Annotated in this window: 19 protein-coding genes; 10 read left to right on the top strand and 9 right to left on the bottom strand. The window is 59.5% G+C overall.

All coding sequences use genetic code 11. From position 1 onward, the window contains the following. Positions 1 to 45 precede the first annotated feature (45 nt). From coaBC to RUM8411_RS11535, 4 genes are all read left to right on the top strand, one after another. Positions 46 to 1,242, top strand: coding sequence for a bifunctional phosphopantothenoylcysteine decarboxylase/phosphopantothenate--cysteine ligase CoaBC (gene coaBC / locus RUM8411_RS11550; protein ID WP_085822868.1), 1,197 nt, complete (start codon positions 46 to 48; stop codon positions 1,240 to 1,242). A 15-nt stretch (positions 1,243 to 1,257) separates the two neighbouring features. Continuing rightward, positions 1,258 to 1,713 carry a dUTP diphosphatase gene (gene dut / locus RUM8411_RS11545; RefSeq protein WP_085822867.1) on the top strand — a complete coding sequence of 152 codons (456 nt, stop codon included), beginning with the start codon at positions 1,258 to 1,260 and terminating at the stop codon, positions 1,711 to 1,713. Beyond that, a complete protein-coding gene (locus RUM8411_RS11540; protein ID WP_085822866.1) occupies positions 1,713 to 2,756 on the top strand; it encodes a HesA/MoeB/ThiF family protein in 1,044 nt (347 codons plus the stop codon). The genes dut and RUM8411_RS11540 overlap by 1 nt, the downstream gene beginning before the upstream one ends. A 63-nt stretch (positions 2,757 to 2,819) precedes the next feature. Beyond that, positions 2,820 to 4,835: a M3 family metallopeptidase gene (locus RUM8411_RS11535; RefSeq protein ID WP_085822865.1), complete on the top strand. Its 2,016-nt coding sequence runs from the start codon at positions 2,820 to 2,822 to the stop codon at positions 4,833 to 4,835. Between the two features lie 4 nt (positions 4,836 to 4,839). On the opposite strand, the gene RUM8411_RS11530 is transcribed toward RUM8411_RS11535, so the two are convergent. The 6 genes from RUM8411_RS11530 to RUM8411_RS11505 are packed head-to-tail and all read right to left on the bottom strand — an operon-like array spanning position 4,840 to position 11,404. Next, positions 4,840 to 5,772, bottom strand: a complete 933-nt coding sequence (locus RUM8411_RS11530) for a 2-hydroxyacid dehydrogenase (RefSeq protein ID WP_085822864.1) — start codon at positions 5,770 to 5,772, stop codon at positions 4,840 to 4,842. Positions 5,773 to 5,787: 15 nt separating this feature from the next. Next, entirely contained in the window at positions 5,788 to 6,927 is a 1,140-nt protein-coding gene (gene rodA, locus RUM8411_RS11525) for a rod shape-determining protein RodA (protein WP_085822863.1), read from the bottom strand. Further along, positions 6,924 to 8,873, bottom strand: coding sequence for a penicillin-binding protein 2 (gene mrdA, locus RUM8411_RS11520; RefSeq protein ID WP_085822862.1), 1,950 nt, complete (start codon positions 8,871 to 8,873; stop codon positions 6,924 to 6,926). The genes rodA and mrdA overlap by 4 nt, the downstream gene beginning before the upstream one ends. Then, positions 8,870 to 9,406 (bottom strand): rod shape-determining protein MreD, encoded by a 537-nt coding sequence (locus tag RUM8411_RS11515; RefSeq protein ID WP_085822861.1) that lies wholly within the window; start codon positions 9,404 to 9,406, stop codon positions 8,870 to 8,872. The genes mrdA and RUM8411_RS11515 overlap by 4 nt, the downstream gene beginning before the upstream one ends. Next, on the bottom strand, positions 9,399 to 10,301 hold the full coding sequence (mreC, locus tag RUM8411_RS11510; RefSeq protein ID WP_085822860.1) for a rod shape-determining protein MreC: 903 nt from the start codon (positions 10,299 to 10,301) through the stop codon (positions 9,399 to 9,401). The genes RUM8411_RS11515 and mreC overlap by 8 nt, the downstream gene beginning before the upstream one ends. Positions 10,302 to 10,357: 56 nt before the next feature. Then, positions 10,358 to 11,404, bottom strand: coding sequence for a rod shape-determining protein (locus tag RUM8411_RS11505; RefSeq protein WP_039523195.1), 1,047 nt, complete (start codon positions 11,402 to 11,404; stop codon positions 10,358 to 10,360). A gap of 155 nt (positions 11,405 to 11,559) precedes the next feature. Between RUM8411_RS11505 and RUM8411_RS11500 the strand changes: the two genes are divergently transcribed. Next, positions 11,560 to 12,345: a 23S rRNA (adenine(2030)-N(6))-methyltransferase RlmJ gene (locus RUM8411_RS11500; protein ID WP_085822859.1), complete on the top strand. Its 786-nt coding sequence runs from the start codon at positions 11,560 to 11,562 to the stop codon at positions 12,343 to 12,345. A 173-nt stretch (positions 12,346 to 12,518) separates the two neighbouring features. Here the strand turns inward: RUM8411_RS11500 and RUM8411_RS11495 are convergent, their stop codons facing one another. Then, the gene (locus RUM8411_RS11495; protein WP_085822858.1) at positions 12,519 to 14,087 is read right to left on the bottom strand and encodes a 2-isopropylmalate synthase; all 1,569 of its coding nucleotides are present in this window, start codon (positions 14,085 to 14,087) and stop codon (positions 12,519 to 12,521) included. A 288-nt stretch (positions 14,088 to 14,375) separates the two neighbouring features. On the opposite strand from RUM8411_RS11495, the gene RUM8411_RS11490 reads away from it, so the two are divergent. Next, complete coding sequence (locus RUM8411_RS11490) at positions 14,376 to 15,041, top strand: SDR family NAD(P)-dependent oxidoreductase (RefSeq protein ID WP_085823034.1); 666 nt, start codon at positions 14,376 to 14,378, stop codon at positions 15,039 to 15,041. Positions 15,042 to 15,051: 10 nt separating this feature from the next. Here RUM8411_RS11490 and RUM8411_RS11485 read toward each other — a convergent pair whose 3' ends face one another. After that, positions 15,052 to 16,527, bottom strand: a complete 1,476-nt coding sequence (locus RUM8411_RS11485) for an MORN repeat-containing protein (protein WP_085822857.1) — start codon at positions 16,525 to 16,527, stop codon at positions 15,052 to 15,054. Positions 16,528 to 16,674: 147 nt separating this feature from the next. Here RUM8411_RS11485 and RUM8411_RS11480 point away from each other — a divergent pair, with 147 nt between their 5' ends. The 3 genes from RUM8411_RS11480 to RUM8411_RS11470 all read left to right on the top strand — a co-directional run bounded on the left by RUM8411_RS11480 (position 16,675) and on the right by RUM8411_RS11470 (position 20,407). After that, entirely contained in the window at positions 16,675 to 18,333 is a 1,659-nt protein-coding gene (locus tag RUM8411_RS11480) for an NAD+ synthase (RefSeq protein WP_085822856.1), read from the top strand. Positions 18,334 to 18,624: 291 nt separating this feature from the next. Continuing rightward, the gene (locus RUM8411_RS11475) at positions 18,625 to 18,918 is read left to right on the top strand and encodes a hypothetical protein (protein WP_085822855.1); all 294 of its coding nucleotides are present in this window, start codon (positions 18,625 to 18,627) and stop codon (positions 18,916 to 18,918) included. A 160-nt stretch (positions 18,919 to 19,078) separates the two neighbouring features. Next, positions 19,079 to 20,407, top strand: a complete 1,329-nt coding sequence (locus RUM8411_RS11470) for an NAD(P)/FAD-dependent oxidoreductase (RefSeq protein WP_085822854.1) — start codon at positions 19,079 to 19,081, stop codon at positions 20,405 to 20,407. A gap of 5 nt (positions 20,408 to 20,412) precedes the next feature. Here RUM8411_RS11470 and RUM8411_RS11465 read toward each other — a convergent pair whose 3' ends face one another. Beyond that, complete coding sequence (locus tag RUM8411_RS11465) at positions 20,413 to 21,345, bottom strand: MBL fold metallo-hydrolase (RefSeq protein WP_085822853.1); 933 nt, start codon at positions 21,343 to 21,345, stop codon at positions 20,413 to 20,415. Positions 21,346 to 21,461: 116 nt separating this feature from the next. Between RUM8411_RS11465 and RUM8411_RS11460 the strand changes: the two genes are divergently transcribed. Further along, positions 21,462 to 21,896: a DUF1801 domain-containing protein gene (locus RUM8411_RS11460; RefSeq protein ID WP_085822852.1), complete on the top strand. Its 435-nt coding sequence runs from the start codon at positions 21,462 to 21,464 to the stop codon at positions 21,894 to 21,896. Positions 21,897 to 21,911: the final 15 nt, after the last annotated feature.

The following is a 21,911-nucleotide window of genomic DNA, read 5'->3' as shown; positions in this document are numbered from 1 at the left end:
AGCCTTGCCTAATGTCGGGGCCGACCGGGACGAGAAGGGCACAACATGCTGGCATCGAAACGCATTCTGCTGATCATCGGCGCAGGGATCGCGGCCTACAAGTCGCTGGACCTGATCCGGCGACTCAAGGAACGCGGCGCCGCTGTGACACCGGTTCTGACTCCTGCAGCCGAGGAATTTGTTACGCCGCTATCCGTGTCAGCGCTTGCAGGCGAAAAGGTCTATCGCGATCTGTTCGATCTGACGGATGAAGCCGAGATGGGTCATATTCAGTTGTCACGCTCGGCCGATATGATTGTTGTGGCCCCGGCAACGGCTGATTTGATGGGCAAGATGGCCGGAGGCTTGGCGAATGATCTGGCCTCAACCTTGCTGATGGCCACTGATACACCGGTTCTGTGTGCGCCTGCGATGAATGTACGCATGTGGGATCACCCGGCAACCCAGCGTAATCTGCAACAGCTTCAGGCGGACGGGGTCCGTTTTGTAGGTCCCAATGAGGGCGACATGGCCTGTGGCGAATACGGCCCCGGCCGCATGTCCGAACCGCTTGAGATCGTGGCGGCAATCGAAGCGCAGATGGGCAGTGGCCCCCTTTCGGGAAAGCGGGTTCTTGTGACCTCGGGCCCAACGCACGAGCCGATTGATCCTGTGCGCTATATCGCCAACCGTTCATCTGGGGCGCAGGGCACGGCCGTGGCCCGGGCGCTGGCGGCGCTGGGGGCCGAAGTTGTCTTTGTGACCGGCCCCGCCGATGTTCCCGCCCCCGAGGGGGTGCAGGTGCTGCGCGTCGAAACCGCGCAACAAATGTCTGACGCGGTCGAGGCTGCTCTGCCAGTTGATGCCGGTGTCTTTGCAGCGGCAGTAGCGGACTGGCGCATGGCAAGCGCGTCGGACAAGAAGCTGAAGAAAAGCCGCGATGGTTTGCCGGTGCTGGAATTTGCGGAAAACCCGGACATCCTGAAACGGATTGCTCATATGGGTGCGGATCGCCCTACGTTGGTGGTTGGCTTTGCCGCCGAGACAGATAACGTGATCGAACACGCCACCGCCAAACGCGCGCGCAAGGGCTGTGACTGGATCGTGGCAAATGATGTCAGCCCGGCGACGGGCATCATGGGCGGGTCCGAAAACGCGGTGACCGTGATCTCGGATTCGGGTGCCGAGGAATGGCCGCGTATGGGCAAGGATGCGGTGGCCGAGCGGCTGGCACAAAAGATCGCCGACGCGCTGACAGGCTAGACAAGAGGGACAATAATGGTTGCAATCCGTGTGATCCGAGAGGAAGGCGCTGACCCGTTGATCCCGCTACCCTCTTATGAAACCGCAGGGGCCGCAGGCGCAGATGTCCGGGCAAATCTGCCGGGTGGCGCGCCGATCACGCTGACCCCCGGTCAGCGCGCGCTGGTGCCCACCGGTTTGCGGATTGAAATCCCGCAAGGGTTTGAGGTTCAGGTGCGGCCGCGCTCGGGCCTTGCCCTGAAACACGGGATCACCTTGCCCAATACACCGGGCACAATCGACAGCGATTACCGTGGTCCACTGGGCGTGATCCTATTGAACGCCGGGCAAGACAGTTTTGAGATCACCCATGGCGAACGCATTGCCCAACTGGTCGTGGCTCCTGTTGTTCAGGCCAGCTTCAAGCCGGTTGACGTCCTGACCGACACGGATCGCGGCGCGGGTGGGTTCGGCTCGACCGGGCGCGGCTGATGTTGCTGGTTCTGATCCTAGCCGCGCTGCTGTGGGGTATCGGTTATGTGGCCGGGGTGACGCGAACGGCGCGCATGACCTCGGTCGTGGTGTTGCTGCTGGGCGTTATCACCGTGCAATTGGTTCTGCCCGATGGGCATCCGTTGCGCGAGGCGACCGGCGGGTCTGCAGCGCTGTGGTTGATATTGGCTGGCTCGGTCGCGTTGGTTCTGGTTTACGGAAAGGGCTTGAAAGCGCTGCGAAATCGCGCGGCACCAGCCTCAACCCAGGAGCCCGCAATGCCATCCGACCGATTCTCGGAAACCGAGCTTGAGCGCTATGCCCGGCACATCGTGCTGCGCGAACTGGGCGGGCCGGGGCAGAAAAAGATGAAACAGGCCCGTGTGCTGATTATCGGCGCGGGTGGTCTGGGCGCGCCCGCCCTGCAATATCTGGCCGCCGCCGGAGTGGGCACCATCGGTGTTATTGACGATGATGAAGTCGAGAATGCCAATCTGCAGCGACAGGTGATCCACCGCGACGCGGATATCGGCATGCCCAAAGTGTTCTCGGCCCAACAGGCGATGCTGGCGCAGAACCCCAATGTGACGGTGCTGCCCTATCACCGTCGCCTGACCGATGAGATCGCCGCCGATCTGTTTGCCGATTTTGATCTGATCCTGGATGGCACCGACAATTTCGACACGCGCTATCTGGTCAATCGCACGGCTGTCGCGCTGGGCAAACCGCTGATCTCAGGCGCATTGTCACAATGGGAAGGGCAGCTGAGCGTGTTTGACCCGGGCAATAACGCGCCCTGTTATCAGTGTATCTTCCCCGAGGCCCCGGCCCCCGGTCTGGCCCCATCCTGTTCCGAGGCGGGCGTAATTGGCCCATTGCCCGGCGTAGTCGGGTCTATGATGGCGGTTGAGGCGATAAAGGTGATCACCGGCGCGGGGCAGGCGCTGCGCGGTGAGATGCTGATTTACGATGCGCTTTATGGCGAAAGCCGCAAGATCACCCTGTCGCGCCGCGCCGACTGTCTGGTTTGTGGCGGGCAGTAAACGCCGCTGCGGCTCTGGATCATCACCGCAACCGTTCTTAGGTTGTGGTCAAAGGAGACTTCAATGACCAACCCGATCCTGTCCGACTGGACCACGCCGTTTGAAATCGCGCCCTTTGCGGACATTGCGGATGAGGATTTCCCGCCCACGCTGGAACATGCGATGCAGGCCCACAACACCCAGATTGATGCGATTGCGGAAAACCAGGACATGCCCACCTTTGCCAACACAATCGAGGCGCTCGAGGCCGCGGGTGAGCAGATGGACAAGGTCTTGTCAGTGTTCTTCACGGTCGCGGGCGCGGACAGCAACCCGGTGCGCGAACAGATGCAGCGTGATTTCTCGCCTAAGCTGGCCGCGCATTTCTCGGGCATTTCGTCGAACAAGGCGCTGTTTCAGCGGGTGGCTGAGCTGTGGGCGCGGAAAGATCAACTGGGTCTTAGCGACGAACAGGCTCGTGTGTTGATGCTAACCCATCGCGGGTTCGTACGGGCAGGTGCTGCTTTGACCGGGGATGCGGATGCCCGGATGCAAGAGATCAAGGCCCGGCTGGCCTTGTTGGGGACGTCTTTTACACAGAACTTGCTGGCGGATGAACGGGACTGGTTCATGACCCTGGCCGAAGATGATCTGCAAGGTCTGCCGGATTTTGTCATCGACACTGCGCGCGCAGCTGGCGAAGAAAAGAGCGCAGACGGCCCGGTTGTGACACTGTCGCGATCGCTGATCGTGCCGTTCCTGCAATTCTCGCCCCGCCGCGATCTGCGGGAAAAGGCTTATCGCGCCTGGACCGCGCGCGGCGCAAATGGCGGGGATACGGACAACCGCGAGATTGCCGTTGAAACCCTGAGCCTGCGTGAGGAACGCGCCAAACTGCTGGGTTATGACAGCTTTGCTGATTTCAAGCTGGAAACGGAGATGGCCAGAACGCCTGACCGTGTGCGCGATCTGCTGATGCAGGTGTGGGAGCCCGCCAAAACCCGCGCCGACGCTGATGCGGCGATCCTGACGCAGATGATGCAAGAAGACGGCGTGAATGGCCCGCTTGAGGCATGGGACTGGCGCTACTATGCCGAGAAACGCCGCAAGGCTGAGCATGATTTGGATGAGGCCAAATTGAAGCCGTATCTGCAATTGGATCGGATGATCGAGGCGTCCTTTGCCTGCGCCAATCGCCTGTTTGGGCTGGAATTCAAGCCGCTGGATGTGCCGCTGTACCACCCCGATTGCCGGGCGTGGGAGGTGACGCGCAATGATCAGCATATCGCGGTGTTCATTGGCGACTATTTCGCGCGCGGTTCCAAACGGTCAGGCGCATGGTGCAGTGCGATGCGGTCGCAGGCGAAGTTCCCCAAAGAACAGGCGCCGGTTGTCATCAATGTCTGCAATTTCGCCAAGGGTGATCCGGCGCTGTTGTCTTATGACGACGCCCGGACCCTGTTTCACGAATTTGGCCACGCCCTGCATCAGATGCTGTCCGATGTGACCTATGAAAGCATCTCGGGCACGTCTGTGGCGCGTGATTTCGTGGAACTGCCCAGCCAGCTGTACGAACACTGGTTGGAAGTGCCCGAGGTGCTGGCCGAGTTTGCCACCCACGCTGAAACCGGCGCGCCCATGCCACAAGAAATGCTGCAAAAGGTTTTGCAAGCCGCCAATTTTGATCAGGGGTTTCAAACGGTGGAATATGTCGCCTCGGCGCTGGTCGATCTGGCCTTTCACGACGGTGCAGCCCCGGGCGACCCGATGGCAAAACAAGCCGAAGTGCTGGATGCAATCGGAATGCCGCAAGCCATCGGCATGCGCCACGCCACGCCACATTTCGCGCATGTCTTTGCGGGTGATGGCTATAGCTCGGGCTATTACAGTTACATGTGGTCCGAGGTCATGGACGCCGACGCTTTCGCCGCCTTTGAAGAGGCGGGTGGTGCCTTTGATCCCGAACGCGCCAAGGCGCTAGAGGACAACATTCTGTCAACCGGCGGCTCGCGCGAGGCTGAAGACCTGTATCTGGCATTCCGTGGGCGTTTGCCGGGGGTCGAGGCGTTGCTGAAAGGGCGTGGCCTGGTCACGGCCTGACCAATCAATACCCCAGATTGCGGTCGACAAGGTGCAGGAAGGGTTCGCCCGCCTCACCTCGGCGAATGTTCTCGCAGATCACCTGCGCCGCCGTGGTGGGCCGGGTTTCCGAGGCGATATGTGGGGTCACCGTCACATTCGGATGGGCCCAATAGGGATGGTCCGCCGGAAGCGGCTCTACCCGGAACACGTCCAACGTAGCGTGACCGATATGGCCTGTGTTCAGTGCTGCTAGCAGGGCTTCGTCGTCGATCAACGGCCCGCGACCGGGGTTGATGATACACGCGCCTTTGGGCAGCAAGGCCAGCGTGTCCGCGTTTAAGGTGTTTTCGGTCGCGGGCGTGTCCGGCAGCAGCAATACGACAATCTCGGCCCGCGATAAGGCATGTTGCAGCCCGTCATCGCCATGCAGGCAGGTGATGCCGGGGATATCTTTGGCCGAACGGCTCCAACCCGTCACATTGAAACCCAGTGCTGCCAGCGCTTGCGCGGCAGCCTCACCCAAAGCGCCCAATCCCAGCACGCAGACGCGACGCTCGGTCGCCAGTGGCGGCGCGTCGGGGATCCAGACCCCGTCCTGTGCTGTGATGTGGCGATCCATCCCAAGGTGATAGCGCAGCACATGGCCGACAACCCATTCCGTCATGCCCTGTGTCAGCCCATGATCAACCATCCGCGCCAGAGGAGCAGTCAGGGTGGTGTTGCCTGCGATGGTTTCAACTCCGGCCCAGAGGCTGAGCACTGCCTTGAGGCGTGAGTAAGGGGTGAAATCCAGCAGCCCTCCGTTGGGGGCGTAGGCGGCGTAATCGACCTGATCGGGGGCGAGTTCAGTGGCGAGGTTAAAGTCCAACCCGGCCTCGGACAGTCCTTTGGTCAACAAAGGCTGATACACAGGCCACAGTTCAGGGCGCGCTGAAAACAGGATGTTCACGGGCATGCGGGGCCTTTCAACTTAGCGGGGACGGTGAATATGGGCGCTTTGGACAATACCGAACGCGGCCATCAGGACCAACATGGCCGAGCCGCCATAGCTGACCATTGGCAGCGGCACACCCACAACCGGGGCCAACCCCATAACCATCGACATGTTGACGGCAAAGAACAGAAAGAAGTTCAGCGCAATCCCCAGAGTTACCAGCGAGGAAAACCTGTCTTTCGTCGATAGCGCCGTGACCAGACAGAAGACCAGGATCAGGCCATACAGCGTCAACAGGGTGATACCACCAACAAAACCGAACTCTTCGGCCAGCGTCGTAAAGATGAAATCAGTGTGCTTTTCAGGCAGGAAGTTCAGACGGGACTGTGTGCCCTGCATGAACCCGCGCCCGTTCCACCCGCCAGACCCCAGCGCGATCTTGGATTGGGTGATGTGATAGCCTGCCCCAAGTGGGTCGGTCGACGGGTCGAGAAACGTGTCGATCCGGCGAAACTGGTACTCTTTGAGTAGCTGCCAGTCGGTCCCGCGGCTGTTGAACACGGTGGCCACCAACCCGAACCCAGCTGCGATCACGGCGGCGAAATAGGCCCAGTGGACACCGGCCAGAAACATCAGCCCACCGCCCGCGGCCAGCAAAAGGATGGATGTGCCCAGGTCGGGTTGCTTCAGAACCATGAAGGTCGGGATCAGGATCAAAGCAACCGGCAGGATCACCCACAGGGGGCGGGATGTTTTGTGCGACGGCAGCCAGTCGTAATAGGCCGCCAGCAGCATCACCAGCGTCACTTTCATCACCTCGGACGGCTGCAATCGCATGAATCCCAAGTCGATCCACCGCTGCGCGCCCATCCCGACAGTGCCAAAAAGCTCGACGAATATCAGCAGCGCGATTGAGCCCAGATAGGCTACAACCGACATGTTGCGCCAAAACCAGATCGGCACCAGCGCCACGATGAACATGACCGTCAGGCCCAGCCCAAACCGCTCCATCTGAGGTTCGGCCCACGGAGTCCAAGACCCACCTGCCACCGAGTACAGCATCAGGAAACCGGCACTGGCCGTGCTGATCAGCAACAGTGTCAGGGGCCAATTCATATAGAAGAACTTGCGAAACCCGGACGGCGTCGATTTGACGGCATATTCAAGATAGCTCATGCGCGGTCCTTTTCCGAGGGACGCGCTTTGGGGCGACGATCGCCTTCAAGCCTTTTTTGTTGTTCCTTGATGCGCTCGCGATCAGCAACCGGATAGGCCTCAAGCGGTGGGGTGCCGTTGTAAAGCGCCTGTAACATGATGTCGCGCGCCACCGGCGCGGCCGCCTTGGATCCGCCGCCGCCATGCTCGACCACAACGGCCACGGCGTATTTGGGATTGTCATAGGGCGCAAAGCTGACGAACAGCGCGTGGTCGCGGCGTTCCCAGGGCAGGTCTTTGTTGCGGATCACACCAGCGGCGCGTTCGGCCTTGGTGATGTTGCGGACCTGGCTGGTGCCGGTTTTGCCAGCCATGCGGAAGTCATCCGCGATGATGCGGCTGCGATAGGCTGTGCCGCGCCGGTCGTTCGAGACCGAGAACATCGCCTTGCGCACATATTCCAGATTGGTCCGGTTGACCGCCAGCGGTTCGCCCGCGCCTGAGGGTTGTTCGACCCCGTTCACCGAGCGCACCAAACGCGGAGAAACCGCACGTCCGGTTGCAATCCGCGCCGTCATAACTGCCAGCTGCAAGGGCGATGCCAGCATAAAGCCCTGACCGATCGAGGCGTTGGCCGTATCACCCACCAGCCATTCCTCGCCGTGGACCCGTTCCTTCCACGCTTGATTGGGGGCCAGTCCGGCGGCCACGGCGGACATTGGGATATCGTGTTTTACCCCCAGCCCAAAAATGCGGCACATATCGGAAATTCTGTCGATGCCCGTGCGCAGGGCGACGTCGTAATAATACACATCACAGCTGCGTTTCAGCGACAGCCCCAGATCCACGGTGCCATGCCCGCCACGTTTCCAGCAATGGAACCTGCGACTGCCAACTTTCAGGTGACCGGGGCAGTAAACGGTGTTTCCGGGGCCGATGACACCGGCCTCAAGCGCGGCCATTGCGGTGATCATCTTGAAGGTCGAACCGGGCGGATAGGTGCCCTGCACCGTCTTATTGGCCAGCGGGCGATAGTTGTCCTGTGTCAGCGCTCGGTAATCGGCAACGGAAATGCCGCGCACAAAGAGGTTCGGATCAAAGCTGGGGGCGGAACTTATGGCGCGGATATCGCCGGTTTCGCAATCGATCACCACCGCAGCGGCGCTTTCACCAGCCAGACGGGCCTGCGCGTATTGCTGCAGGTCCGCATCGACCGACAGTTGCAGATCAGCCCCGGTTTCACCTTCCTGCCGGTCAAGCTCGCGCATGACACGGCCTGTGGCGTTTACTTCGACCCGCTTGGCCCCGGCTTTGCCGCGCAGGCTGGTTTCCTGTTTGGCCTCTAGCCCGACCTTGCCGATCTGGAACCGGGGGATACGCAGGACGGGCTCGGGGTCTTCGATCTGGCTCAGGTCATAATCGCTGACCGGACCAACGTAACCCACAACATGGGCGAAATCCTCGTACCGGGGGTATTCGCGGGTCATGCCCACTTCGGGTGTGACACCGGGCAGTGCTGGCGCGTTGACGGCAACTTTTGAGATATCCTCCCACGTGACCTGGTCGGCCAGCGTCACTGGCAGGAAGGGGGCCGAGCGGCGCATTTCAGTCTTGGCGCGTTCGATCTCATCCTCGGTCAGCGGGATCAGATCAGACAGTTTGGCGATCACCTTGTCGACGTCACCGGCATCCTCGCGCACCACGACAATGCGGTAGGACGGAGAGTTCTGGCCGATGATTTGGCCGTTTCGATCATAGATTCGACCGCGCGTCGGCGGAATCAGGCGGATGTTGATGCGGTTTTCTTCGGCCAGAAGGCGATATTCGTCGGCTTGATCCACCTGCATAAAACGCATGCGCGCAGCCAGACCGCCAATAAAGACAGTTTGCAGGCCACCCAATATCAAGGCCCGGCGCGGCAGGCGTTTATAGGCAAGGCCCTGTGATTTGGGTGTGCGCTGCTTCATGACCGAGCCCCCAACGTGCCGCTTTCCGCGGGCGACGCGCGCCGCACGCCAAATCCGTTCTGGCTGAGCAGAACGATCAGCGGATAGACCGCAATTGTCAGAACCACTTGTATCACCACCGGTCCCAAAGCTGCCTGTTGTACAGACAGAATAGCAAGAATGACGCGGTTCAGGGCAAAAACTCCTGTGATTGCCACGGCGACGGTTGACCATTCTCCGGCAAATCCGGAATCGCGCATACCGGGCGCGGCCGAGCGCAAATAGGAGGCACCAAGCACCACCAGCGCCGCCAGCAGGCCGGGCGGGCGTTGCAGCAGCAGATCCGCCATCAACATAACAACGGCCACCAGCAAGGTGGGCACATATTCAGGGCGGCGCAAAACCCAGGCCAAGGTCAGCGCGATCAAGATATCCGGAAACGGCCAGCGATCCGGCTGCGTGTTCAGCGGCAGCAAATGCAAAAACATGATTACAGCGGCCAGAAACAGGTACAGACCACGTTTGGTCCAAAGCTGAGAGGTTGACCTATCCATCGCCAACCTCTGCCGGGGTCAGGGCCGCTTCGGGCTGTCTGGGGCCAACGATATCGCCCGAATCCTGAATGTTGGGGGCTGGCTGATACCGCAGCACCCGCAAAAATTCGAGCCGTTCAAAATCCGCCGACAATCGCACCCGCAGGCGGCCACCGGGGTCAGCTGTGATTTGACCGATCAGCAAGCCACCCGGGAATACACCCCCGTCACCCGATGTCACAACGCGGTCGCCGGGGCGCACCAGTTCGCGGTTTTCCAGAAACTCCACCGCCGGCGCCGGGGTGTTGTCGCCCGTGATCAGGGCGGTTTGCCCCGAGGGCTGGATGGTCGCCGGAATTGCACTCGAAGCATCGGTCAGCAGGATCACCCGGGCTGTATCAGGTCCGACACCGGAAATCCGGCCCACCACTCCAATCCCGTCCATCGAGGCCCATCCATCCATGATGCCGTCGCGTTCACCCACATTCAGCAAGACCGACTGCCGGAACGGAGAGCCGCTGTCGGCCATGACAACGCCGGTGATATAGGTCAGACGCGGATCCAGCCGCACGTTGTTCAGATCCAGCAGCCGGGCGTTTTCCTGCTCTAACTGCAATGCTGCCTCTTTCCAGGCCCGCATCAGGCGCAGTTCGCTGCGCAATTCCTGGTTTTGTTCGCTCAGGCGCTGATAGCTTTGGAAGTCCCGGACCAGATTGACGATGGCCGTAACCGGAACCATGGCCCATTCCATCGAAGGAACAACCCGGTCCACCACCTGTGCGCGGAACCGCTCGACACGCGGGCTATCGATGCGCCACACCAGAAAGATCGCCAGCAGGCACAGGACCACGATCCCCAACAGCAAACGGCGTAAGGGGGTCGTGTATTCGTCGCGCTGTGATCGGTCCTTTGCCACAGGACTCCTTCCCGTGCTGCTCGCGCCCGAGTGTTCACCCCTGAAGGGTGCGCGCCTTAGCTTTCGTAGTCAATCGCGTGGCGCAGCTGTTTTTCATATTCCAGGGCCTTGCCGGTGCCCAAAGCCACACAATTCAGGCTTTCATCGGCAATCGACACGGCCAATCCTGTCTGTTCGCGCAAGGCGAGGTCCAGATCGCCCAGCAGCGCGCCGCCACCTGTCAGCATCACGCCGCGGTCGACAATGTCGGCCGCCAGATCGGGCGGCGTGGTTTCTAGGGCAGTCATCACCGCTTCGCAAATCTGTTGGACGGGCTCAGAGAGCGCCTCGGCCACCTGGGCCTGGCTGATTTCGATTTCCTTGGGCACGCCGTTCAGTAAGTCACGGCCCCGGATATGCATCGACTGGCCGCGCCCGTCATCGGGCATGCGAGCCGTACCGATGGTGGTCTTGATGCGCTCGGCAGTGGATTCACCGACCAGAAGGTTCTGCTGACGCCGCAGGTATGAGATGATGGCCTCATCCATCCGGTCTCCACCCACACGGACCGAGCGGGCATAGACAATGTCGCCCAGCGACAGTACGGCGACCTCGGTGGTGCCGCCGCCAATATCGACAACCATGTTCCCGGTGGGATCAGTGATCGGCATACCGGCCCCGATCGCCGCGGCAATCGGTTCGGCAATCAAGCCAGCGCGCCGGGCACCAGCGGACAGAACCGACTGACGAATGGCACGCTTTTCAACGGGTGTCGCGCCGTGGGGGACGCAGACGATGATTTTGGGTTTCGAGAAGGTGGACCGTTTATGCACTTTGCGGATGAAGTGCTTGATCATCTCTTCGGCGGTGTCGAAATCGGCAATCACACCTTCGCGCATGGGGCGAATGGCTTCGATAGACCCTGGTGTTCGGCCCAGCATCAGCTTGGCGTCTTCGCCGACGGCCAGCACTTTTTTCACGCCGTCCTTGACGTGATACGCCACCACCGAGGGTTCAGACAGGATAACGCCGCGCCCTTTGACATATACCAGCGTGTTCGCAGTTCCGAGGTCGATGGCCATGTCCGCTGTGAACAGGCCGCCCAGATTGCCAAAGATTCCCATGTTTTTACTGATCCCGTTCGTCAGAATTTCTACTGCCCGCGACTCGACGGTTCCGGGACGGATGTCTTATAGGGTGCCATCTCGCCCGGTAAAAGGGCTGATTCCGCGTAAATCAGCACCTTTCCGCCTTATTGAAAGGGACTTTAGAAGGCAACATGCTCTCATATCAACACATTTACCACGCCGGGAATCTGGCTGATGTGCAAAAGCACGCATTGTTGGCCTGGGTGCTGGATTATTTGACCCGCAAAGACAAGCCGCTGACTTATCTCGAAACGCATGCAGGGCGGGGGCTGTATCAGATGGATGCGGCCGAGGCGGTGCGCACTGGCGAAGCCGCTGCGGGCATCCAGCGCGTTCAGCGTGCGAAGTGGTTTGAAGCAGACCACCCGCTGGAACGGGCAATCAGCGCCGTGCAAGACCGGCACGGGGCGCAGGCCTATCCGGGGTCACCTCTGATTGCCACCAATCTGTTGCGCGATCAGGACAGTCTGCACTTTGCCGAACTGCACCCTCAGGAACACACGGCCTTGGCCATGGCATTGTCGATTTACGAAGCCAAGGCCTACCGTCAGGACGGCTACGACCTGGCACAATCCTTGCTGCCGCCAACTCCGCGCCGTGGATTGATGCTTATCGACCCGAGCTATGAGGTGAAATCCGAGTATGACCGACTGCCTGGTATCATTGCCAAACTGCATCGAAAATGGAACGTGGGCGTCATCGCAATGTGGTACCCGATTTTGACAGACGACCGACACAGCGCGATGATCTCAAAGCTGAAGTCCCAGGACCTGCCGAGAACCCTGTGTCATGAGGTTCGGTTTGATCCAGTGCGAGAGGGCCATCGCATGGTGGGCTCAGGTATGTTCGTTATCAACGCGCCTTATGGCCTTGAAGATGAGGCATCGCGCTTGTCCGACTTGTTTGCAGATCTTTGAAGGCGACCTTCTGACGAAACAAATCCTCCCGCCTCATTTGTCCGCATCATAGATGCAGCCAAACGAGTTGGGCCCGGCAGCACGCCTGCGGCGTGCTGCCGGGCCCAATGTCGCAAGGGTGTTCGGTGAAGCCGGACTGCCGCGGGAGCGGGAGCCCCTCTGTCAAAAGCCGCTCAGGTCAGGTCTTTGTAACTGATCTCGCGCGTGTCCGCGCCGGGGCCCGTCTTTTCGCGACGCACGATCAGCCGATTCAAGGCGTGGATATAAGCCTTGGCAGAGGATACGACCGTGTCGGTATTTGCCGACTGGCCGGTTGCGATCATGCCGTCCTCTTCCAGCCGAACCGACACGGTGGCCTGAGCGTCAGTGCCTTCGGTCACCGCGTGCACCTGATACAGCTGCAAATGCGCCTTGTTGGGATAGATCGCGCGGATTGCCTTGAAGGTGGCGTCAACCGGCCCGTCGCCATGGGCGGTTGCGATGACATCCTTGCCTTCGACCTCCAGCTCTACCGTCGATTCCGCCTGACCCCCGGTGCCGCAGGTGACCTTCATCGACACCAATTGCAGACGGTCATCCTCTTCATCCAGTGTCATCAAGGCGATGAGGTCGTCGTCGAACACCTCTTTCTTGCGGTCAGCCAGATCCTTGAACCGAACGAAGATATCCCTGAGTTGGTTGTCCCCAAGCTCATAGCCCAGCGTCTCCAGCTTATCGCGCAACGCGGCCCGGCCCGAGTGTTTTCCCAATGGCAAAGACGTGCCGGACAGGCCGATATCCTCGGGGCGCATGATCTCAAAGTTTTCGCGGTTCTTCAGCATGCCGTCCTGATGGATGCCGCTTTCATGAGCAAAGGCATTTTTGCCGACGATGGCTTTGTTGAACTGCACGTTAAAGCCCGACACCGTCGCCACCCGGCGCGAGATATGCATGATCTTTGTGGTGTCGATCCCGGTGTTCCAGGGCATGATGTCATTGCGGGTGCGCAGGGCCATCACGACCTCTTCCAGCGCGGTGTTGCCTGCGCGCTCACCCAGCCCATTGATGGTACATTCGATCTGACGCGCCCCACCGGCCACAGCGGCCAGTGAGTTCGCGGTCGCCATGCCAAGGTCGTTATGGCAATGGGTGGCAAACACCACCTCATCCCCGCCTGGAACCGTTTCAATCAGGCGTTTGATCAGGTCCGCCGATTCCACCGGCGCGGTATAACCTACGGTGTCGGGGATGTTGATCGTGGTGGCACCGGCCTTGATCGCGATCTCGATCACACGGCACAGGTAATCCCACTCCGTCCGGGTGGCATCCATCGGCGACCATTGTACGTTTTCGCACAGGTTGCGCGCATGGCTGACTGTTTCGTGGATTTTGTCGGCCATTTCGTCCATGGACAGGTTCGGAATGGCGCGGTGCAGCGGTGAGGTGCCGATAAAGGTGTGAATCCGGTTTTTGCCGGCGTGTTTCACTGCCTCCCAACAGCGGTCGATATCGGCAAAGTTGGCACGGGCCAACCCGCAGATGCGGCTGTTTTTCGACCGCTCGGCGATTTCGGATACGGCCTTGAAATCACCCTCTGAGGCGATGGGGAACCCTGCCTCGATGATATCAACACCCATGTCGTCCAGCAGCTCGGCAATCTCAAGCTTTTCGGCATGGGTCATAGTTGCGCCGGGGCTCTGCTCGCCGTCACGCAAAGTGGTGTCAAAGATCAAGACGCGGTCTTGGTCAGTTACGTTCGTCATGGGAATCTCTTTCTTGTCTGTCCTAAAGCCAATGGCGCGCGGGCGTCCTCCTCTGAGCGGGCGCGCCGGATGGCACGCTCAGAGGCGGATTAGGATCAGTAGGCCACGCAGCGACGCACCGCAAAGGGCGGTGTCGGCAAAATGGATATCTGCGCGGTTGATCATGGGGCAGAATGTATACAGAGCCCGTCTGGAATGAAAAGACCATTTTACGGTCTGATCTCGCCCAAAGGGCTTCTTTTGGACCCAATTGTTGACCCTTTGGGCAGGGCCGCTAACTGTTTCGGCATGAACAACGCATTGATCATCGGCGCAACTGGGGGAATCGGACAAGCGCTGAGCCACAGCCTGGACGGGCAGGGGGTTGCGGTGCGCGGCTTGTCCCGTTCAGCCGATGGATTTGACCTGACCGACCCCGACGGCGTTGACCGGGCACTGCGGGCATTGGAGGGACCGTTTGATCTGATCCTCGTCGCATCCGGCGCATTGGAGATCGCAGGCACCGCACCGGAAAAGAGCCTGCGCGCGGTCTCGGCATCTGCGATGATGGACCAGTTCGCGTTGAACGCAGTGGGCCCGGCCTTGGTTCTGCGCCACGCCGCGCGTTTGCTGCCCCGCGATCGTCGCGCCGTGTTTGCCGTTTTGTCGGCGCGCGTTGGGTCAATTGGCGACAACCGACTGGGCGGTTGGATCAGCTATCGCGCCGCAAAGGCTGCTGTGAACCAGATTGTCCGCACGGCGGCAATCGAACTGACGCGGACCCATAAGCACGCGATCTGTGTCGCCCTGCACCCCGGAACGGTCAAAACTGAATTCACCCGCAAGTATCTTGGTCGCCATCCAGCGGTTGAGCCTGAAGACGCGGCCGCAAACCTGTTAGGCGTGATGCAGGACCTGTCCCCGGCGGATACGGGCGGTTTTTACGATTGGGAGGGGAAGCCAGTACCCTGGTAAGCTGCTGACCTTAACCGTCGGGGGTTTCGGCGTCAGACGGCACCGGTTCGGGGACCTCGGCAGGTTCGGTCGCGCCGGGCGTTGCATCGGCATTGTCTGGCGCTGCGATCTTGTTGTTGTCCCAGACGCCGGTTTCTTCTTGGCCATTGGCATAACGCATGGTGCCGTTGCCTTGCCGTTTTGCATCCACAAAGCTGCCTACGTACACATCGCCACTGGGATAGGTCGCAACCCCCTGGCCGGTGATCTTGCCTTCGGTCCATTGACCGGAAAAGCTGAACCCGTTGGCCATGACGATCTCGCCCTGACCGTGGCGTTTACCTTCTTGAAAATCTCCGGAATAGACGGTCCCGTCCGGATAGGTCGCCATACCCTTGCCTTGCTTCAAACCGCCAATCCAGTCGCCTTCGTAGCTGTACCCGCTGGCAAGTGTCAGAACACCTTTTCCGTGGTTTTTGGCGTTTTTGAACTGCCCTTTGTAAACCGTACCGTTGGGATAGGTCGAAACGCCCTGACCTTCGATCACACCGGCGATCCAGTCGCCCTCATAGGTGGAGCCGTCCGTGTAAGTGATCCGGCCTTTACCTTCGGCTAGATCCGCTTGGAAATCGCCAACATAAATCGCCCCGTCCGGATAGGTCATCTCACCCAGGCCTTCGATCTGACCATTGGCCCATTCTCCGACGTAAACAAAGCCGTCAGTGCCGGTGTATACACCCTGACCATTGCGGGCATCGTCAGCAAATTCGCCTTCATAAACGTCGCCATTTGCAAAAACGATTTTGCCATTTTGGCGGCGCCCATCGACCAGGGCACCTTCGAAAACGTCGCCATTGACAAATGACAGCCGCCCGTTGCCTGTCATGCGGTCGTCGACCCAATCGCCGACATAGGTCATGATGTCGGGCTCGGTCAGAGTGCCCTGACCGTGGCGCAGGCCGTCTTTGATGTCGCCCTCATAAACGCCACCTTCCGAGTAGGTTATTTTGCCTTTGCCTTGTTTGATGCCGCTGACCCAGTCGCCGTCATAGCTGTAACCGCTGGGAACGGTCATCACGCCCTTGCCGTGATGGCGTGCATCCTGAAACCCGCCCTCATAGCGGATTCCGTTGGCATATTGGGCAATGCCCGTGCCGTTGACCGATCCGTTGGACCATTCGCCCTCATAGGTGCTGCCATCGGCATAGATGATCTTGCCCTGCCCCTCGGGCTGACCCTTGGCGAACATCCCTTCGTATATCGCGCCGTTCGGGTAGTGGGTTACCCCCTGTCCCTGGATCTCACCATTGACCCATTCACCTTCATACAGGAACCCGTTGGGCAGCCGGTAGCTGCCGGTTCCGTGGCGCAAGCCATTTTCGAAGGTACCTTCATAGACGCCGCCAACCTCGTCATCCTTGACGATCACCTGATCACTCTGAGCAGTCGCATACGAGGCGATCAGTGCGATCGCGGTTGCGGCAATTGAAATGCGGAATGCTGTCATGATCGTTCCTGCCTGCCCGGGGGGTCATCCTTTTGCGCAAAACTAAGGTACAGGCGGGGGCAGAGCAACGGCTTTTGCCGCATTTGCCTTTCACTCGCGCAACGATCTGCTAAATGGCAGTAAGACTGACGAGGGCAAGAGGGCAGCATGGCCGACCGTTTCCGCATCACTCTGGCGCAACTCAACCCCATTGTGGGGGATATTGACGGCAACGCAGCCATGGCCTTCGCGGCCTGGGAACAAGCGCGTGACGCCGGGGCCGATCTGGTGGCATTTCCCGAAATGTTCATCACCGGCTACAACACCCAGGATCTGGTGATGAAGCCGGTCTTTTACAGGGCTGCGATGGCCGCAGTCGAAGCCGTGGCCGCGCGATGCGCCGACGGTCCGGTCTTGGCGATTGGCGGGCCGTGGTGCGAAGACGACAGCCTGTTCAACGCCTATCTGATCCTCAAGGGGGGGCGGATTGGCAGCAAGGTCCTTAAACATCACCTGCCCAACGAGACAGTGTTTGACGAGGTGCGCCTGTACGATTCCGGCCCGCTGGGCGGCCCGTACTCTGTTGGCAATTCGCGCATCGGAAGCCCGATTTGCGAGGACAGCTGGCATCCTGACGTGGCCGAGACACTAGAGGAAACCGGGGCCGAGTTCCTGTTGATCCCCAACGGGTCACCCTATTTCCGCAATAAATACGATATCCGCCTGAACCATATGGTGGCCCGCGTGGTCGAAACCGGGTTGCCGTTGATCTACCTCAATATGGTTGGCGGGCAAGACGATCAGGTGTTTGACGGGGCCACTTTTGGTCTCAATCCGGGCGGAGAGCTGGCATTTCGGATGCCCGTTTTTGACGAGTCCGTGACTCATATCGACCTTGAGCGCGGTGATGACGGCTGGCGCATCGTACCGGCCGAGATTGTGCCGCAACCGGACGAATGGGAACAGGACTATCGCGCGATGGTGCAATCCCTGCGCGACTATATGGGTAAGACCGGGTTCAAGAAGGCTTTGCTAGGGCTGTCAGGCGGCGTTGATTCCGCGCTTGTTGCTGCCATCGCGGTGGATGCGATTGGTGCAGAAAACGTGCGCTGTGTGATGCTGCCTTCTGAATACACCAGCCAGGCGTCGCTGGACGACGCCGAAGCCGTCGCCAAGGCGCTGGGCGTTCACTATGATTATGTGCCAATCTCGGACAGCCGGGCTGCGGTGACGCAGACTCTGGCCCCGCTTTTTGCCGGGCGCGATGCGGATCTGACCGAAGAGAATGTCCAGTCCCGGTTGCGTGGATTGTTGCTGATGGCGATCTCGAACAAATTCGGCGAGATGCTGCTGACCACCGGCAACAAGTCCGAGGTCGCGGTCGGATATGCCACAATCTATGGCGATATGAACGGCGGCTACAATCCGATCAAGGACCTGTACAAGACGCGTGTGTTCGAGACCTGCCGCTGGCGCAATGCAAATCACCGGGATTGGATGATGGGGCCGTCGGCTGAAGTGATTCGGCCGTCGGTTATCGATAAACCGCCAAGTGCTGAACTGCGTGAGGATCAGAAAGACAGCGACAGCCTGCCGGATTACCCGGTTCTGGACGCCATTCTGGATATTCTGGTCGATCAAGAAGGATCGATCGCTGATTGTGTTGCGGCCGGCTTTGACGAAACGGACGCGCGCCGTGTCGAACATCTGATCTACATCAGCGAATACAAGCGGTTTCAATCCGCCCCGGGTACGCGTCTGACCAGCCGGGCGTTCTGGCTGGATCGCAGGTATCCGATCGTGAATCGCTGGCGTGACCAAGGTTAAGCGGACCGGGAATCGCCGGAGTCTGCGATTTTCGTTTCCTCAAGGGGCCCAGTGATGGCCTGTAAAAGGCCATTGTTTCCCGGCTGGGGTGTATTAACGACTTTCTTGGCTCCTGAACAACAGGCGCCTTGAAATTGCGACATTTTTTTGCCACATTTTAGCTTAATTGACGCCTCATATGGGGCGGGGCGACACATTTGAGCTGGATTATTAGTGTTCCGGCGAATGCAAGCTGGGGCTGAATGTGACGCATCCTGTGTTGAATGTCTGAGTTAACGATTTGGTGTTATTATGTATGAAGGATATGACAAGCCGCTTCACGCGCCGCTAAAATACAAGGCCATGGAATCCGAAGGGCGCGCTCTGGATGAATCCAAGCTGGATTCAGCCCTTGCCGACCTTTTCAGCGAAGAGTCCGACGAAGAGCCCGCGCAACCGGTCGCTGCCGAAGTCGCAGCACGGACTGAACAGGTTTTTCCCGATCTGACTGAACAGGAAGAGATTGATCTGGATGCTGTTTCTGAAGAAAGCGGCTTGGGGGCTGCGCTTCTACAGAAATGGGCCGAATTTCGCGGCGCAGCTTGATCATTGGATTTCGAACCAGGTAACGGCGGCTTTTCAGCTGCGCGTTTGGCGCGATAGCCACATCACCTGAAAATCGTCACACGCACATCGCAAGACGTGTTGCCAGTTCGCGCATCTCGCGCCTTCATTGGGGTTTGGACAATGAAGTTAAGAGCGGTTGATGCCCGGCCCAAAACCTACCCCCGTCGAAGCAGACTATTCCCTTCCCAAATCCGTGGATGTCGCCGTCATAGGCGGTGGCATTATCGGGGCCTCCACCGCGTTGGAATTGTCCGAACGCGGGGCATCCGTTCTGCTATGCGAAAAGGGCCAGATTGGCGCTGAGCAGAGCTCTCGCAATTGGGGATGGGTGCGTCTGGGGCTGCGCGACCCGCGCGAGGTTCCCCTTATGGTTCAATCGCTTGGCCTTTGGCAGGGGTTGGATCAACGTATCAGTCGCAAGACTGGATATACCCGTTCCGGCATCGTGTTTGGCGCGGCAAACGAGAAAGAACGTCAGGAGCTTGAGCGCTGGACGCGCCATGTGGAAGGGTTGCAAACGGGTGCCAGGATTGTCTCTGGTTCTGAGCTGGACGCTTTGGTGCCGGACAACCGGGTTGGGCTGAATTTCGCGCTGCATATGCCACAGGACGGCCGGGCCGAACCGCAATGGGCAGCCCCCGCCATTGCCGAGGCCGCACGCGACAAGGGTGCGGTCCTGATGACCAACTGCGCGGTGCGCAGCCTTGACGTGCAAGAGGGTCGGGTGGCCGGCGTGGTCACCGAGCGTGGGCGCGTGGCTTGCGATTGGGTCGTTCTAGCCGGTGGGGCCTGGTCCCGGTTGTTTGCTGGAAATGCCGGTATCGATTTGCCGCAGCTCAAGGTTATGAACACGGTGCTGCGCACTTCGCCAGTTGATGGGCCCGAGGCTGCGTTCTGGTCCAAAGGGTTCGCTATCCGAAAACGCGTGGATGGCGGATATACCATCGCTTCGGGGCACGAGAACATTGTGGATCTTGTTCCTGACAGTTTTCGATTGGCCGCCCGGTTTCTGCCTGCCTTGGCGCACGAGTGGCGGTCGTTACGGTTTCGGTTGTCAAGCCGCTGGTCGGTCGAGGCGGGTCAAGACCGCACCTGGCTGCCGACGGATGTGACCCCGTTCGAACATTGCCGCATCCTTGATCCGGAACCTTCGCAAAAGATTCTGCGACAAGCTTGGGCGCATGCCCGGCGCGGTTTACCAGAGCTGGAACAGACAGAGATTGTGCAAAGCTGGGCGGGGATGATCGATGTCACGCCAGACGCTATCCCTGTGATTTCGGGCGTCGATCAAATTGAGGGTATGTTTATCGCAACAGGTTTTTCCGGCCACGGCTTTGGCATTGGCCCCGGCGCAGGCCGCCTGATGGCTGATCTGGTTGCCGGAACCAAACCCTGTGTCGATCCGACCGCCTTTCGCCTTTCCCGATTCACGGATGGTTCAAAAGTGCGGCCGGATGCGGGGTTCTAACCCTCTCAGCCCATCATCTGATAGCTGACCGGCACAAAACGGAACCCGTCTCCACGGGATTCGACATATCCGGCAGCCGGGAAGGGCATATGATAGCCGATCATCGGTACTTTATCGGCGGCCAGCATGCCCAGCACGTTGCGCCGCGATGCGGTTGCCGCGGACTTGTCCATGTCAAAGCGGACCTCCCATTCGGGATGTGCAAAGGACCAGACATAGTGGTTGGCCAGATCCGCCGTCAGCATCAGCCGCTGGCCGTTGCTTTCCAGATGATAGACCGTGTGACCCGGTGTGTGCCCATGGGCAGCTACGGCTGTCACGCCAGAGGTCACCTCTCCTCCATCGTCAAGGAAGGTCATCTTTTCAGCCAAGGGGGTGACCTTGGCCGCAACCAGATCGCCAACACGGTTTCCCGCATCCTGTGCCGCCCAGAAATCATATTCGGGTGCGGTGGTTACATAGCGCGCGTTCGGGAAGGTCGGCGCGTCATTCGTGGTCATGCCGCCGATATGGTCGGGATGCATGTGGGTGATAACGACAACGTCGATTTGATCAGGGGTTACACCCGCATCCGCCAACGCAGCCTGAATCCCTCCCTGGCCCAGACCTGTGTCGAACAGAACCAGCTCGGACCCGGTATTGACCAGCGTCGGAGTGAAGAAGAACTGTGCCACATCGGGCGAGATGAAGTTGTCCGCAGAAACCTTGGCAAAATCCTCATCCGAGGCACCACCGCCAAAAATCTCTTGGGCGCCATCGCGGGGCAGGCTGCCATCCAGCAAGGTTGTGACGGTGAAATCTCCCAGTGCAAAAGATTTGGCGATGGGCGAGTTTGCCTTGGTTTCAGCTCCGGCCGCTAGAACCGGTGCCGCGACTGCGGCAAAGGGCAAAGCTGCGGCGGAACCCAGTGCCGCGCGGCGTGTCAGTTTGATGGTCATGTTGGTTCTCCCTGTCAGAACACCAATAGGTGAGTTAGGTCGGTAGAGGTCTCTTGCCAGTTTATACCCTGTTCAAATGGGCTGCGTGGATGAACAATACGTGTTAATTTTTGTTTATGTCGCGATCTAAAAACAAAACTGTTCCCACAGATCACAGCGTTGACCAGTTTCTGGCCGCAGTCCAACCTGAAAAGCGGGCCGAGGATGCGCAGGCGCTGAACACCCTTTTTCGATCCGTTACCGGGTTTGCACCGGTAATGTGGGGGACATCGATCGTGGGCTACGGTCGGTATCACTATCGCTATCATTCCGGGCGCGAGGGGGATTTTCTTGCAACCGGGTTTTCCCCACGCAAGGCCGCGATGTCGATTTACATCATGCCGGGTTATGCGGACTTTGGGGGCATTCTGTCCCGCTTGGGGAAACACAGGATCGGCAAGTCCTGTCTGTACGTGAACAAGTTGGCGGATATTGATCTGGACGTTCTGTCTGAATTGATCCGCGCGGGTCTGGATGATCTTGAACGGCGTTGGCCTATCGAGCCCACCTGACCCATTGTTGAATGC

The organism is Ruegeria meonggei (assembly GCF_900172215.1).
In the GTDB taxonomy this organism is placed as follows: domain Bacteria; phylum Pseudomonadota; class Alphaproteobacteria; order Rhodobacterales; family Rhodobacteraceae; genus Ruegeria; species Ruegeria meonggei.
Note: the sequence above shows the minus strand (reverse complement) of the source record. Positions and strands in the feature narration are given on the sequence as shown.

Excerpts from the sequence above, each read along its gene's own strand:
- coaBC (WP_085822868.1), top strand. The coding sequence starts at position 46 with ATGCTGGCATCGAAACGCATTCTGCTGATCATCGGCGCAGGGATCGCG.
- dut (WP_085822867.1), top strand. The coding sequence starts at position 1,258 with ATGGTTGCAATCCGTGTGATCCGAGAGGAAGGCGCTGACCCGTTGATC.
- RUM8411_RS11540 (WP_085822866.1), top strand. The coding sequence starts at position 1,713 with ATGTTGCTGGTTCTGATCCTAGCCGCGCTGCTGTGGGGTATCGGTTAT.
- RUM8411_RS11535 (WP_085822865.1), top strand. The coding sequence starts at position 2,820 with ATGACCAACCCGATCCTGTCCGACTGGACCACGCCGTTTGAAATCGCG.
- RUM8411_RS11530 (WP_085822864.1), bottom strand. The coding sequence starts at position 5,772 with ATGCCCGTGAACATCCTGTTTTCAGCGCGCCCTGAACTGTGGCCTGTG.
- rodA (WP_085822863.1), bottom strand. The coding sequence starts at position 6,927 with ATGAGCTATCTTGAATATGCCGTCAAATCGACGCCGTCCGGGTTTCGC.
- mrdA (WP_085822862.1), bottom strand. The coding sequence starts at position 8,873 with ATGAAGCAGCGCACACCCAAATCACAGGGCCTTGCCTATAAACGCCTG.
- RUM8411_RS11515 (WP_085822861.1), bottom strand. The coding sequence starts at position 9,406 with ATGGATAGGTCAACCTCTCAGCTTTGGACCAAACGTGGTCTGTACCTG.
- RUM8411_RS11505 (WP_039523195.1), bottom strand. The coding sequence starts at position 11,404 with ATGGGAATCTTTGGCAATCTGGGCGGCCTGTTCACAGCGGACATGGCC.
- RUM8411_RS11500 (WP_085822859.1), top strand. The coding sequence starts at position 11,560 with ATGCTCTCATATCAACACATTTACCACGCCGGGAATCTGGCTGATGTG.
- RUM8411_RS11495 (WP_085822858.1), bottom strand. The coding sequence starts at position 14,087 with ATGACGAACGTAACTGACCAAGACCGCGTCTTGATCTTTGACACCACT.
- RUM8411_RS11490 (WP_085823034.1), top strand. The coding sequence starts at position 14,376 with ATGAACAACGCATTGATCATCGGCGCAACTGGGGGAATCGGACAAGCG.
- RUM8411_RS11485 (WP_085822857.1), bottom strand. The coding sequence starts at position 16,527 with ATGACAGCATTCCGCATTTCAATTGCCGCAACCGCGATCGCACTGATC.
- RUM8411_RS11480 (WP_085822856.1), top strand. The coding sequence starts at position 16,675 with ATGGCCGACCGTTTCCGCATCACTCTGGCGCAACTCAACCCCATTGTG.
- RUM8411_RS11475 (WP_085822855.1), top strand. The coding sequence starts at position 18,625 with ATGTATGAAGGATATGACAAGCCGCTTCACGCGCCGCTAAAATACAAG.
- RUM8411_RS11470 (WP_085822854.1), top strand. The coding sequence starts at position 19,079 with ATGCCCGGCCCAAAACCTACCCCCGTCGAAGCAGACTATTCCCTTCCC.
- RUM8411_RS11465 (WP_085822853.1), bottom strand. The coding sequence starts at position 21,345 with ATGACCATCAAACTGACACGCCGCGCGGCACTGGGTTCCGCCGCAGCT.
- RUM8411_RS11460 (WP_085822852.1), top strand. The coding sequence starts at position 21,462 with ATGTCGCGATCTAAAAACAAAACTGTTCCCACAGATCACAGCGTTGAC.